General features: G+C 60.9%; 13 protein-coding genes and 1 tRNA gene. 11 read left to right on the forward strand and 3 right to left on the reverse strand.

From position 1 onward, the window contains the following. Window positions 1-14 precede the first annotated feature (14 nt). From HBO10_RS05980 to pqqE, 10 genes are all read left to right on the forward strand, one after another. Window positions 15-91 (forward strand) — tRNA-Ile (locus HBO10_RS05980). 108 nt (window positions 92-199) lie between these two features. Then, window positions 200-646 (forward strand): Lrp/AsnC family transcriptional regulator, encoded by a 447-nt coding sequence (locus HBO10_RS05985; protein WP_003194755.1) that lies wholly within the window; start codon window positions 200-202, stop codon window positions 644-646. Window positions 647-793: 147 nt separating this feature from the next. Next, window positions 794-2,497: an NAD(P)/FAD-dependent oxidoreductase gene (locus HBO10_RS05990; protein WP_034128835.1), complete on the forward strand. Its 1,704-nt coding sequence runs from the start codon at window positions 794-796 to the stop codon at window positions 2,495-2,497. Window positions 2,498-2,507: 10 nt separating this feature from the next. Next, window positions 2,508-3,302, forward strand: a complete 795-nt coding sequence (locus tag HBO10_RS05995; RefSeq protein ID WP_034128836.1) for a carbon-nitrogen hydrolase family protein — start codon at window positions 2,508-2,510, stop codon at window positions 3,300-3,302. A gap of 48 nt (window positions 3,303-3,350) precedes the next feature. After that, window positions 3,351-5,726, forward strand: coding sequence for a pyrroloquinoline quinone biosynthesis protein PqqF (pqqF, locus tag HBO10_RS06000; RefSeq protein ID WP_080757750.1), 2,376 nt, complete (start codon window positions 3,351-3,353; stop codon window positions 5,724-5,726). A gap of 158 nt (window positions 5,727-5,884) precedes the next feature. Next, window positions 5,885-5,959 (forward strand): pyrroloquinoline quinone precursor peptide PqqA, encoded by a 75-nt coding sequence (gene pqqA / locus HBO10_RS06005; RefSeq protein WP_003194766.1) that lies wholly within the window; start codon window positions 5,885-5,887, stop codon window positions 5,957-5,959. Between the two features lie 71 nt (window positions 5,960-6,030). Next, complete coding sequence (gene pqqB / locus HBO10_RS06010; protein ID WP_034128837.1) at window positions 6,031-6,942, forward strand: pyrroloquinoline quinone biosynthesis protein PqqB; 912 nt, start codon at window positions 6,031-6,033, stop codon at window positions 6,940-6,942. A gap of 11 nt (window positions 6,943-6,953) precedes the next feature. Continuing rightward, window positions 6,954-7,706 (forward strand): pyrroloquinoline-quinone synthase PqqC, encoded by a 753-nt coding sequence (gene pqqC / locus HBO10_RS06015; RefSeq protein WP_003194770.1) that lies wholly within the window; start codon window positions 6,954-6,956, stop codon window positions 7,704-7,706. Continuing rightward, window positions 7,703-7,978, forward strand: coding sequence for a pyrroloquinoline quinone biosynthesis peptide chaperone PqqD (gene pqqD / locus HBO10_RS06020; RefSeq protein ID WP_034128838.1), 276 nt, complete (start codon window positions 7,703-7,705; stop codon window positions 7,976-7,978). Before pqqC ends, pqqD begins: the two co-directional genes overlap by 4 nt. Next, window positions 7,950-9,101, forward strand: a complete 1,152-nt coding sequence (gene pqqE, locus HBO10_RS06025; protein ID WP_034128839.1) for a pyrroloquinoline quinone biosynthesis protein PqqE — start codon at window positions 7,950-7,952, stop codon at window positions 9,099-9,101. The genes pqqD and pqqE overlap by 29 nt, the downstream gene beginning before the upstream one ends. Before the next feature lie 5 nt (window positions 9,102-9,106). On the opposite strand, the gene HBO10_RS06030 is transcribed toward pqqE, so the two are convergent. Continuing rightward, complete coding sequence (locus tag HBO10_RS06030; protein WP_003194776.1) at window positions 9,107-9,265, reverse strand: YqaE/Pmp3 family membrane protein; 159 nt, start codon at window positions 9,263-9,265, stop codon at window positions 9,107-9,109. 214 nt (window positions 9,266-9,479) lie between these two features. Beyond that, window positions 9,480-10,742, reverse strand: a complete 1,263-nt coding sequence (locus tag HBO10_RS06035) for an aminotransferase class III-fold pyridoxal phosphate-dependent enzyme (protein ID WP_034128840.1) — start codon at window positions 10,740-10,742, stop codon at window positions 9,480-9,482. Window positions 10,743-10,951: 209 nt separating this feature from the next. Between HBO10_RS06035 and HBO10_RS06040 the strand changes: the two genes are divergently transcribed. Continuing rightward, window positions 10,952-11,851, forward strand: a complete 900-nt coding sequence (locus tag HBO10_RS06040) for a LysR family transcriptional regulator (RefSeq protein WP_034128841.1) — start codon at window positions 10,952-10,954, stop codon at window positions 11,849-11,851. 226 nt (window positions 11,852-12,077) lie between these two features. Here HBO10_RS06040 and HBO10_RS06045 read toward each other — a convergent pair whose 3' ends face one another. After that, window positions 12,078-13,856 carry an acyl-CoA dehydrogenase C-terminal domain-containing protein gene (locus HBO10_RS06045; protein ID WP_034128842.1) on the reverse strand — a complete coding sequence of 593 codons (1,779 nt, stop codon included), beginning with the start codon at window positions 13,854-13,856 and terminating at the stop codon, window positions 12,078-12,080. Between the last annotated feature and the right edge of the window lie 37 nt (window positions 13,857-13,893).

The raw sequence follows: 13,893 nt of genomic DNA on the forward strand, positions 1-13,893 counted from the left end.
CCGCGACCTACTGAGGGCCTATAGCTCAGTTGGTTAGAGCAGGGGACTCATAATCCCTTGGTCGTAGGTTCGAGTCCTACTGGGCCCACCATACTCAAAGCCGCGCACTGCGCGGCTTTTGCGTATCTGGCATCACGGTTCTTTCAGCCAGGCCAAGCCTGTACCATGCTTGCCCATTGCCCCCGCACTGGAGCCCCCCTTGCCCGCCCTAGACGAAATCGACCGCCAACTGATCGCCGCCCTGCAGCTCAACGCCCGTGAAAGCGTGGCCATGCTCGCCCGGCAGTTGGGCATCGCGCGTACCACCGTCACGTCGCGTCTGGCACGCCTGGAGAAAACCCAGGTCATCACCGGTTACGGCGTGCGCCTGGGCCAGCGCGTTGCGGATGGTGGGTTGCAGGCTTACGTGGGCATTACCGTGCAACCCCGTTCGGGCAAAGAGGTGTTGCGCAGGCTAAGCGCCATGGCGCAGGTGCAGCAGTTGTGCGCGGTGAGTGGGGAGTTCGATTACGTGGCTTGGCTGCGCACCGATTCGCCGGAGCAACTGGACCAATTGCTGGACCAGATCGGCAGTGTCGACGGTGTGGAGAAAACCACCACCTCGATCATCCTCAGTAACAAATTGGATCGCGGACAACCAATCTGACCACTTAACTCGTCACATTGACTAAAACTAGCGCAATCCGACGACATATTGCGCCTTATTAACGCGCGCAACGTTCCCTAAACTGACTGCCATCTTTTCCTATACTCAACGGGCCCTCCTCCCGCCGAGCCGTCAGTAAGGTCAGCCATGAGCATTCCGTCCAGCACTCTCAGCAAGCCCAATCGCCACCCGGGCGATGGCAAGAAACCCATCACCATCTTCGGCCCGGATTTCCCGTTTGCCTTTGATGACTGGATCGAACACCCCGCCGGGCTGGGCAGTATTCCTGCGGCTAACCATGGCGCCGAAGTGGCGATCGTCGGTGCCGGGATCGCGGGCCTGGTGGCGGCCTACGAGCTGATGAAACTCGGGCTCAAGCCCGTGGTGTATGAAGCCTCGAAGATGGGTGGCCGCTTGCGCTCGCAGGCCTTTGAAGGCGCCGAAGGCATCATCGCCGAGCTGGGCGGCATGCGGTTCCCGGTGTCGTCCACGGCGTTCTACCATTACGTGGACAAACTGGGACTGGAAACCAAGCCCTTTCCTAACCCGCTGACGCCGGCGTCCGGCAGCACTGTGATCGATCTGGAAGGCCAGACTCACTACGCGCAAAAACTCTCCGATTTACCGGCACTGTTCCAGGAAGTCGCCGATGCCTGGGCCGACGCCTTGGAGGCCGGTTCGCAGTTCGGCGATATCCAGCAGGCGATCCGCGACCGCGACGTGCCACGGCTCAAGGAACTGTGGAACAAGCTCGTGCCGCTGTGGGATGACCGTACCTTCTACGACTTTGTCGCCACCTCCAAAGCCTTCGCCAAATTGTCCTTCCACCACCGCGAGGTGTTTGGCCAGGTCGGTTTCGGTACCGGCGGCTGGGACTCTGACTTCCCCAACTCCATGCTGGAAATCTTCCGCGTGGTGATGACCAACTGCGATGATCATCAACACTTGATCGTCGGTGGCGTGGCACAAGTGCCCATGGGCATCTGGCGCCATGTGCCGGAACGCTGCGCCCACTGGCCGGCCGGCACCAGCCTGAGCTCGTTGCATAGAGGCGCACCACGGGCAGGCGTGAAGCGCATTGCCCACGCCGCCGATGGCCGCTTTGCTGTTACCGACAACTATGGCGACACCCGCGAATACGCGGCGGTGCTGACCACCTGCCAAAGCTGGTTGCTGACCACCCAGATCGAATGCGACGAAACCCTGTTCTCACAAAAAATGTGGATGGCCCTGGATCGCACTCGCTACATGCAGTCCTCGAAAACCTTCGTGATGGTTGATCGCCCATTCTGGAAAGACAAAGACCCGCAAACCGGGCGCGACCTGATGAGCATGACCCTCACCGACCGCCTTACCCGTGGCACCTACCTGTTCGATAACGGTGACGACAAGCCGGGGGTGATCTGCCTGTCCTACTCGTGGATGAGCGACGCACTGAAGATGCTGCCCCAGCCTATCGACAAGCGGGTGAAACTGGCCCTCGATGCACTGAAGAAAATCTACCCCAAGGTCGACATCAAGGCGCGCATCATCGGCGACCCGATCACCGTGTCCTGGGAGGCCGACCCGCATTTCCTCGGGGCCTTCAAAGGTGCCTTGCCCGGTCACTATCGTTACAACCAACGGATGTATGCGCACTTCATGCAGAAGGATATGCCCGCCGAACAACGCGGGATATTCATCGCGGGTGATGATGTATCGTGGACGCCTGCCTGGGTCGAAGGCGCGGTACAAACCTCGCTCAACGCGGTATGGGGCATCATGAACCACTTCGGTGGCAGCACCCACCCGGAGAACCCAGGCCCAGGCGATGTGTTCGATGAAATAGGGCCAATCGCCCTGGCAGAATAAGGAGTTGAGCATGCGTGTCGCCCTGTACCAATGCCCGCCGCTGCCGCTGGATGTGGCCGCCAACCTGCAGCGCCTGCATCAACTGGCCCATGAGGCACACGGCGCCGATGTGCTGGTGCTGCCAGAGATGTTCCTCACCGGCTATAACATTGGCGCCGAAGCCGTTGGCGCACTGGCCGAGGCACAGGATGGGCCATCGGCGCAGGCGATTGCCGAACTGGCGCAAAGTGCCGGGCTGGCGATCCTGTATGGCTACCCGGAACGGGCCGAAGACGGCCAGGTCTACAACGCCGTGCAGTTGATCGACGCCCAGGGCACGCGCCTGTGCAACTACCGCAAGACCCACTTGTTTGGCGATCTTGACCATTCGATGTTCAGCGCCGGCCCCGATGATTTTCCGGTGGTGGAATTGAACGGTTGGAAGGTGGGCATGCTGATTTGCTACGACCTGGAGTTTCCGGAAAACACCCGGCGCCTGGCCCTCGCCGGTGCCGAACTGATTTTGGTGCCCACCGCCAATATGGTGCCGTTCGACTTTGTTGCCGACGTCACCGTGCGGGCGCGAGCCTTTGAAAACCAGTGTTTTGTGGCCTATGCCAACTACTGCGGGCACGAAGGCGAGATTCACTACTGCGGGCAAAGCAGCATTGCCGCGCCGGACGGCCAGCGAATTGCCCAGGCCGGCCTGGATGAAGCCTTGATCGTCGGCACCCTGGATCGCCAATCTATTGTCGACGCCCGCGCCGCCAACCACTACCTGCAAGACCGTCGCGCCGAACTCTACGGCGCACTGCACAAGCCCTGACCCATTGGGTTTGCTAGCATAGGCACTTCCCACGCCTCGGAAGTGCCCATGCCTGCGCCGGTTCACCCTCATCCCCTTCACCTGACCCTCGCCAATGGCCTGCGGGTTTGCCTGCGCCATGCGCCACGCTTGAAACGCTGCGCCGCCGTTTTACACGTGGCTGCCGGCAGCCATGACGTGCCATTGGCCTGGCCTGGGCTGGCGCATTTTCTTGAGCACTTGTTGTTTCTCGGTACCGAGCGTTTTCCAGCCGGCGAAGGGCTGATGGCCTACGTGCAGCGCCACGGTGGGCAGGTCAACGCCAGCACCCGTGAGCGCACCACCGAGTTCTTCTTTGAACTGCCGGTGCCGGTTTTTGCAGACGGGCTGGCGCGTTTGGCGGACATGCTGGCTCACCCGCGCCTGGCCCTCGACGATCAACAACGTGAACGCGAAGTGCTGGAGGCGGAGTTCATCGCCTGGTCCCAGGATGCCAAGGCCCAACAGCAAGTGACGCTGCTGCAAGGCTTGGCGGCGGATCATCCCCTGCGCGGTTTTCATGCCGGCAACCGCGACAGCCTGCCGGTGGAAAGCGACGACTTTCAGCATGCCTTGCGAGGGTTCCACGCACGCTTTTATCAAAGCGGGCAGATGACCTTGAGCCTCGCCGGTCCACAATCGCTGGCCGACCTGCAGGCCTTGGCCCAGCAGTTCAGTGACCAACTGACGCCCGGCCCATTGCACCCCCAGGCCGCTCCACCGGCCTTGATGCATGGCCCGGCACACCGTTATCAGCACGTCGCCGGCCAACACCTGCATCAGGTCATTACCTGTAACGCGCCACGGGAAGCGCTGGCGTTTCTCTGCACCTGGCTCAACGCCTCGGCCGCCGGTGGGTTGCTCGCCGAGCTGCAAGCACGACGACTGGCCACCGCGCTGCAGGCGTCCGTGCTGTACCAATTCGCGGATCAAGCCGTGCTGGATATCCACTTCACTCTCGGCAGCGCGCGCGAACCGGCCACGTCGATCGAAGAGTTGCTGCACGACTGGCTGAGTTTCTTCGCACACAGCGACTGGACAGCATTACGCGAAGAGTTCGCCTTACTCAATGCTCGCCAGCAACAGGTCCAAGGCGCCCTGGCGTTGGCGCGCAACGATGCCCAAGACCTGTCGGAACAAGGCGCCGCAGTCCTCAAGGCCATGCTCGACTCACTGCACCTGCCCGCCTCCCGGCACCCTTGGCAACTGCCGCCCAATAACCCTTTGCTTCGTGCGCCCGCCAAGGAAGAACGCGCGGGCCTGATTCGTGGCCAAACCAGCGCCCACCGTGGCTTGCGCACCTTTGCCCAGGATCGCTCACGGGGCCGACGGGAGCTGTCAGCGTTGACCTTCAGCCAGGCGTTGGCGGAGGACACTGGCGAAGGCGCGCTGTACCTGCAGTGGCGGTTTGACTCGGCGGTACCCACCGGGCTGGAAAGCCTGTTGCGGCCGTTGCGCGAACAGGCACGCCAGGCCGGCGTCGAGTTGTCTTGCGAAACGATCGCCACTGACTGGCAAGTGAAGATGCACGGCCTCCACGAGCCCATGCCGGCGGTGCTCGAAGCGTTGGCGCGGTGTCTGAGTGACTCGGATGAACCTTTGCCACCGACCGCTCCCGTGCCGATGATCGCCATCCGCGAACTGCTCAAGGCGTTGCCCGCTTGCTGCGCGGGTGTTCAGCCCCAGCCTCAGGAGACAACAGCATCATGGGCTACCGCGCGCTGGCAGGCGCTGGGCGCTGGCCTACCCCCCGCCAGTGAAGCCGCGATCAAAGCCGCAGCGGCCCGGCTGCCTGGGCAACCGGCAAGCGTGCCTTATACACCTCACGTCCTTGACGGACAAAAGCGCTGGCACGCAGTCAGCACCGAATCCAGCGAAGCAGCGCTACTGTTATTCTGCCCGACGCCGACTCAATCCCTAGCCGATGAAGCCAACTGGCGGTTGCTCGGGCACGTGCTCCAGGGGCCGTTCTACCAGCGCTTGAGAGTCGAACTGCAAATCGGCTACGCCGTGTTCAGCGGCATCCGACAGATCAACGGCCAAACAGGCCTGTTGTTTGGGGTGCAGTCGCCCACCATCTCCCTAGACGGCATCGTCCAACAGTTGCAGGCCTTCCTGGGGCAACTGCCGTCGTTGATCGAGCGCAGTCCCGACTTGGGTAACCAGGCCCTCGCACAGCAGTTCGCGGCCCAGACGCTGCCTATCAACGAAGCTGCCGACTTGCTCTGGCATGCGCACCTGGCAGGCCATTCGTCGGGTTATCTGGATCAGATTCAACAGTTGATCCAAGCGTGCACGCGCGAGGATGTGCAGCGCGCCGCGCAACGACTCAATGACGCCGCAGGCGGCTGGCAATGCGTGGCCAACGGGCCGCGCATCAGCGACGACTGGCAAGCAGCGCCGTGATCGTTGCCAACCCTGCAACAGGCTTTCTCCACCGAGACAGCGCTAACTTGAATAAAATTGCGTAACATTGCGCAGCAATATCTGAACATCTCCAATGGGAGGTGGACTATATGTATTACTTGGTAGTGAACGTCCCATCCCTTGATAGGAGTAAGAATATGACCTGGTCCAAACCTGCTTACACTGATCTGCGTATTGGTTTCGAAGTCACCATGTACTTCGCCAGCCGTTAATTGGCTGAGTGACACAACGCCTCGGTTCGCCCGGGGCGTTTTTGTTTTGAGCTGTGCTTGATGGAGCGATCATGTTTGTCCAGATTCTAGGTTCCGCCGCCGGCGGTGGCTTCCCGCAGTGGAACTGCAACTGCGTGAACTGCGCAGGTTTTCGCGATGGCAGCCTGCGGGCCCAGGCGCGTACCCAGTCATCCATCGCGATCTCCGACAATGGCGTGAATTGGGTGCTCTGCAATGCCTCGCCGGATATCCGCGCACAACTCCAGGGCTTTGCGCCCATGCAACCGGGCCGCGCCCTGCGCGATACCGGCATCAGCGCAATCATCCTGATGGACAGCCAGATCGACCATACCACTGGCCTGCTGAGCCTGCGCGAAGGCTGCCCGCACCAGGTGTGGTGCACCGACATGGTCCACGAAGACCTGAGCACCGGTTTCCCGTTGTTCACCATGCTGACCCACTGGAACGGTGGCCTGGCCTGGAACCGCATCGAGTTGGACGCCAGCTTCACCATCCCGGCCTGCCCCAACCTGCGCTTCACCCCGCTGCCGTTGCGCAGCGCCGCACCGCCCTATTCGCCGCACCGTTTCGACCCGCACCCCGGTGACAACATTGGCCTGATCGTCGAAGACCTGCGCACCGGCGGCAAATTGTTCTACGCCCCGGGCCTGGGCAAGGTCGACGCACCGCTGCTGGACATCATGGCCGGCAGTGACTGCCTGCTGGTGGACGGCACGATGTGGGACGACGATGAAATGCAGCGCCGTGGCGTCGGCACCCGCACCGGGCGTGAGATGGGCCACCTGGCACAGAACGGCCCCGGCGGCATGCTTGAAGTGCTCGAGCAACTGCCCAAACAGCGCAAAGTGCTTATCCACATCAACAACACCAACCCGATCCTCGATGAAGACTCCCCCGAGCGAGCGGAGCTGGTGCGGCGCAATGTCGAAGTGGCTTACGACGGCATGAGCATTGAATTGTAGGAGCGATCGAAATGACCGACACACCGTTGAGCAAGGCTGAGTTCGAAGCCGCCCTGCGCGCCAAGGGCGCCTTCTACCATATCCATCACCCCTACCATGTGGCGATGTACGAAGGCCGCGCCAGCCGTGAGCAGATCCAGGGCTGGGTCGCCAATCGCTTCTACTATCAAGTGAATATCCCGCTGAAAGACGCGGCGATCCTGGCCAACTGCCCAGACCGTGAAATCCGTCGCGAATGGATCCAGCGCCTGCTCGACCATGACGGCGCGCCCGGTGAAGACGGCGGTATCGAAGCCTGGCTGCGCCTGGGCCAGGCCGTGGGCCTGGACCCCGATCAACTGCGCTCCCAGGAGTTGGTGCTGCCCGGCGTACGCTTCGCCGTGGACGCCTATGTCAACTTCGCCCGCCGCGCCAGCTGGCAGGAAGCCGCCAGCAGCTCGCTGACCGAGCTGTTCGCGCCGCAAATCCACCAGTCACGCCTCGACAGTTGGCCCCAGCATTACCCGTGGATCGACCCGGCCGGTTACGAGTACTTCCGCACACGACTGGGCCAGGCCCGTCGCGATGTGGAACACGGCTTGGCGATCACCCTGCAGCACTACACCACCCGCGAGGGGCAGGAGCGCATGCTGGAAATTCTCCAGTTCAAACTGGACATCCTCTGGAGCATGCTGGACGCCATGAGCATGGCCTATGAACTCAAACGCCCGCCGTATCACAGCGTGACCGAACAGCGGGTATGGCATAAAGGGATCACCCTATGAGCTTTGATCGCAGCAAAAAACCGACCTGGCGCCAGGGCTATCGCTACCAGTACGAGCCTGCTCAGAAAGGCCACGTATTGCTCTACCCCGAAGGCATGATCAAGCTCAACGATAGCGCCGCATTGATCGGTGGCCTGATCGACGGCGAGCGCGACGTTGCGGCAATCATTGCCGAGCTGGATAAGCAGTTCCCCGGTGTGCCAGAGCTGAGTGACGACATCGAGCAATTCATGGAGGTCGCCCGTGCTGAGCACTGGATCACCCTTGCCTGAAAAGCCAGCCATAGGCCTGCCTCTGTGGCTGCTGGCCGAGCTGACCTATCGCTGCCCGCTGCAGTGCCCGTATTGCTCCAACCCGCTGGATTTCGCCGAGCAGGGCAAAGAGCTGAGCACCGAACAATGGATCAAGGTATTTCGCGAAGCCCGTGAAATGGGTGCTGCGCAGTTGGGTTTTTCCGGCGGTGAGCCGCTGGTGCGCCAGGACTTGGCCGAGCTGATCGGCGAGGCGCGCAAGCTGGGTTTCTACACCAACCTGATCACCTCTGGCATCGGCCTCACCGAACAAAAAATCAGCGACTTCAAGAAAGCCGGCCTGGACCATATCCAGATCAGCTTCCAGGCCAGTGACGAACAGGTGAACAACCTGCTGGCCGGCTCCAAAAAAGCCTTCGCGCAAAAACTGGAAATGGCCCGAGCGGTGAAAGCCCACGGCTACCCGATGGTGCTGAACTTCGTCACCCATCGCCACAATATCGACAAGATCGACCGCATCATCGAGCTGTGCATTGCGCTGGAAGCGGATTTCGTCGAGCTCGCCACTTGCCAGTTCTACGGCTGGGCACAACTCAATCGCGTGGGTTTGCTGCCCACACGCGAGCAGTTGGTGCGCGCCGAACGGATCACCAATGAATACCGCGCCAAACTGGAAGCCGAAGGCCACCCCTGCAAGCTGATCTTCGTGACACCGGATTATTACGAGGAGCGCCCCAAAGCCTGCATGAATGGCTGGGGCAGCATCTTCCTGACAGTCACACCCGACGGCACCGCACTGCCCTGTCACGGCGCGAGGCAAATGCCCGTGCAGTTTCCCAATGTGCGCGACCACAGCATGCAGCACATCTGGTACGACTCGTTTGGCTTCAATCGCTTTCGTGGCTACGACTGGATGCCTGAGCCATGCCGTTCATGCGACGAAAAAGAAAAGGACTTCGGCGGCTGCCGTTGCCAGGCCTTCATGCTCACTGGTGACGCCAGCAATGCCGACCCTGTATGCAGCAAGTCCGAGCAGCACGGCATCATCCTGCAAGCGCGGGAAGAGGCCGAACATGCCACCCAGACCATCGAGCAACTTGCCTTTCGCAATGAGCGCAACTCAAGGCTCATTGCAAAAGGCTGAGGGCCTCAACGCTTGGCGATGATGTACACCGCGTGGATGATGCCAGGGAAGTAACCGCACAGGGTCAGCAGGATATTCAGCCAGAATGCACCGCCGAAACCTACTTGCAGGAACACACCCAATGGCGGCAGCAGAATGGCGATGATGATACGAATGATGTCCATGGGTCAGCTCCAGAAAATCGGCTCGTGTGAGCCGTGTAGCTAATCGACCTTGGCGGTTCGTGAGGGTTCAGTGGATTCTGGCATTGGGCCATCTCATGCCAGATCTCCAGCCATCTTTTCAAACTACAAATTAACCAGACAAAAAAACGCCCCCAGCCAAAAGAGTCAGGCTGGAGGCGCCGCGTATGCCGCGAGACGGTTCAGGAAACTGGGGTCACACCGCGATGCCCTTGCGGCATTGCACTTGAGCGGTACGCACCCTAGAAAAGGCGCGGGCAAGCCGAAGAAGCATTTCGTCGATATGGGTTTTGCTGATGTTCAGCGCAGGGGTAAAGCGCAGGCAGTCAGGTTGCGCGGCAGTGAGAATCAAGCCTTCGTGCAGCGCGGCCTTGACCACTGCAGCGGCGCAATCGTCCGACAGTGTCAGGCCCCAAAGCAGCCCGTTGCCACGCAAGGGGCCATGGCCGTAACGGTAGGCCAGGCGGGCAAGGCCTTCTGCCAGGTACAAGCCCGATTCACGTAGGTGCTCCAGAAAGCCGTTCTCCAATAGAGCGTCGAGTACTGCGATACCCGCAGATGCCATCAGTGCATTGCCATGATGTGTACCGTCCAGCTCGCCCGGTTCGAAGCAACAGGCAGTGCCACGCGCCAGCAGCGCCGCCAGGGGCACACCGCCGCCCAGGCCTTTGCCCAGGGCAATGATGTCGGCGCGCACGCCGTATTGCTGTTCGGCGAGCAAGCTGCCGCAGCGGCCGATACCGGTTTGCACTTCGTCGAAGATCAGCAGGATCCCCAGCTCACGACACAGGCGTTCGACGCCCTTGAGGTAATGTTCTGTCGCAGGGACGACACCGCCGCCGCTTTGTATCGGCTCCAGCATGATGGCGACGGTCTGCGCATCGACCGCTGCATGCAGGGCCGGCAGATCGTTAAACGGCACTTGGCTGAAACCTGGCAACTGCGGTTCGAATCGGTTTTCGCAGGCCACAGCCGACGCCGACATCGCCCCCAGGCTCCGCCCATGACAGCCACTGTTTACGGTGATGATGTGGTAAGCGCCACCGCGATGCAGTTGGCCCCACTTGCGTGCCAACTTGATGGCCGCTTCACAGGCTTCGGCACCGCTGTTGAGCAAATAGGCCTGGTCGCTGCAGGTGTGGTGGCACAGACGATCGACAAGATCCAGTTGCGCGCGGTTGTGCAAACCCAGGCCAGGGTTGATCACGGTGTGCATCTGTTGGGCAATGGCGTCGCGTACGGCCTGGGGACTGTGACCCAGGCTGTTGGCCCCACCGCCTTGACTGAAATCCAGATAAGCGCGGTCGTCAGCGTCCGAAAGCCAGGAACCCTGCCCCTGTACAAACACCTGGGGCGGGCGCGCCACAGTGGGCATCAGGCACTGGCTGGAAACATCTGCACGCGGGGCATGCACAACCAGGTCATCCAGACTCGGCGCGCAGCGACGGAACAAGTTCACACTTCACCCCCGCTGGCAACCTGACCTTGGTCGATGCCACCTGCCAATGAGGCCTTCAGATTTTTTGCCTTGCCTATGTAAACGCTATCAACAAAAACGCTGTTCATTGTCCGATCCGGCCCTGTAAGCCCTGCGAATAGGCGCTAGACTAGGCGCCTCGGGGGCCAGCGGCCATTTCGATTTTCCAGCTTTTTCGATAAGCAAACCTTATGGATTTCAAGCAACTGCGTTATTTCGTCGCGGTGTATGAGGAAGGCCACGTAGGTCGCGCCGCGGAGCGTCTGTCGATCTCCCAGCCAGCGCTGTCGCAACAGGTTCGCCAACTGGAACAGAACCTCGACGTCAGCCTGTTCGAACGCAGCAGCAAGCGTCTGTTGCCGACCTTGGCGGCCCACACCTTATACAACCACGCATTACCGCTCATTGATGGTATGCAGCAAGCCGTCGAGGCACTGCGCAATTTCAAGGGCCAGGCCATGCGCAGCCTGGCCATCGGCGTGCTGCAAACCGTGCACACCAGCCTGGTACCGCAGATGCTTGAGCGCGTGCGCAAGGCCCAGCCCCATCTGGTGGTGCAGATTTACGAGCTGACCGGGCTTGAGATTGAGCGGCGGTTGCTCAATGGCTCACTCGATATTGGCATCAGCTACCTTCCACCCCGTCAACCGGGCCTGCACGGCGTGTTGCTGTATGAAGACGAGCTGAAGGTGGTGATACCCGAAGATCATCCGTTGCGCGAGTTCAAGAAAGTCTCGCTCAAACAAGCCGCCGAATTACCGATGTTGCTCCTGGGGGAAGAGTTTCAGGTTCGGCAGATCTGGCAAGGCCAACTGTCCAACCTCGGGCGGCGCCCGCAAGTGCAGGCGGAGCTCAATACCATGGTGGGCATTCTCGACAGCCTGCCTCACACCCGCTTGGCGACCGTGCTGCCTGGGCGGTCCCAGGATGAACACAACAGCAAGGCGCTGCTGTGGAAACCCTTGAGCGAGCCCAGGGTACCGCTGAAAGTAGGATTGGTATGCCGCGATGTGCAACGCCAGCAGGCGACGGTGGCGTTGCTGCGCACCCTGCTGGAAGACGTGATGAATGCCCCGCCGGCAACCGCCTGACTTTTTCGCGGGCAAAAGAAAACCCCGCCGAAGCGGGGCTTTGCAGACTGTTTCCCTGACATCCATTTCACTCCGCCGTCCTGGCAGAATCCTACGTGTCCGTGTTGTTGCTTTGCGCTTCCTGCGCGACGTCCATGTGAAGTAGATTAGCCGTGGATCCAATGTGGCGATAGAGGACGATTAGCAGCACGTCATGTAAGAGAATGCTTACACGCCCTCTTCCCCCTTAAAACAGGGCTTCATCCATCAGGAACAGTGATTCGCTACCGGCTTTTACCGATGCACTCAACGAGTGGATACGCGGCAACAGGCGGGCAAAGTAGAAACGCGCAGTCCCCAGTTTGCTGGCGTAGAAATCCTCTTCGCCCTCCTTGCCTAACGCCGCCTTGGCCATGCGCGCCCACATATAGGCATAGGCCATGTAGCCGAAGGCATGCAGGTATTCCACCGAGGCTGCGCCGATTTCATTAGGATTGCTCTTGGCGCGGTCCAGCACCCAGGCCGTCAGCTCATCCAGGTTACCTACTGCCACACCCAGGGGCTTGGTGAACTCGGCCAACTCAGGGCCCGATGCGGCGATGAACTGGCGGATCTCATCGGCGAACAAGGTATAGAACGCACCGCCGCTGCCGACGATCTTGCGCCCCATCAGATCCAGGGCCTGAATGCCGTTGGTACCTTCGTAGATCTGGGTGATGCGCACGTCACGCACCAATTGCTCCTGGCCCCACTCGCGGATGTAACCGTGCCCACCAAACACCTGCTGGCCAAGTACGGTGGTTTCCAGGCCCAGGTCAGTGAGGAACGCCTTGGCAACTGGCGTCAACAACGCCACCAGGTTATCGGCACGCTCGCGCGCCTGCGCGTCGTCGCTGAACTTGGCGATGTCCAACTGCGTCGCCACGTAGGTGGAAAACGCCCGGCCGCCTTCGTTCGCCGCCTTCATGGTCAGCAACATGCGACGGACATCCGGATGCACGATGATCGGGTCTGCCGGCTTGTCCTTGGCCTGTGCGCCTAGCGGGGAACGGCTCTGCAGACGGTCACGGGCATATTCAATCGCGTTCTGATAGGACCGCTCGCCAGAAGCCAAGCCCTGGATACCGACGCCCAGGCGCTCATAGTTCATCATGGTGAACATCGCAGCCAAGCCACGGTTGGGCTCACCGACCAGGTAACCCACGGCTTCGTCGAAGTTCATCACACAGGTGGCGGAGGCCTGGATGCCCATCTTGTGTTCAATGGAGCCGCAATTCACCGGGTTACGCGCGCCCAGGCTGCCATCGGCATTTACCAGGAACTTCGGCACCAGGAACAGCGAGATGCCCTTGGGCCCGGCCGGTGCGTCCGGCAGTTTGGCCAGCACCAGGTGGATGATATTTTCGGTGAGGTCGTGCTCGCCACCGGTGATGAAGATCTTGGTGCCGCTGACCTTGTAGGAGCCGTCCGCCTGAGGCTCGGCCTTGGTGCGGATCATGCCCAGGTCGGTACCGGCATGGGCTTCCGTCAGGCACATGGAACCGGCCCACTCACCGGAATACATCTTCGGCAGGTAGGTGGCCTTGAGTTCTTCACTGGCGTGGGTGTTGATCGATACACAGGCACCGGAGGTCAACATCGGGTACAGGCCGAAAGCCAGGCTCGACGAGTTGATCATCTCTTCAACCTGCGCCGACACGGCCTTGGGCATGCCCATGCCGCCGTAGGTCGGGTCGCCGCCCACGCCTACCCAGCCGCCTTCGGCGTAGGTGCTGTAGGCCTGGGGAAAACCGTCGGGAGTCGTCACGGCGCCGTCCGCCCAGTGGCAGCCTTGCTCATCGCCGCCGCGGCTGAGCGGGGCAATGGATTTGGCGGTGACTTTGCCGGCCTCTTCCAGGATCGCTTCGACGGTTTCGGCGTCAACGCTGTCTGCCAATGCCGGTAACTGGGCCCAAGTATCAGCGACCTCAAACACTTCGTTGAGGACGAAGCGCATATCACGCAACGGCGCTTTGTAATCAGCCATGGCAAACCTCGTGAGAACGTGAAAAGTAATTCGATAG

This window comes from Pseudomonas sp. WS 5503 (genome assembly GCF_012985385.1).
Taxonomy (GTDB): domain Bacteria; phylum Pseudomonadota; class Gammaproteobacteria; order Pseudomonadales; family Pseudomonadaceae; genus Aquipseudomonas; species Aquipseudomonas paracarnis.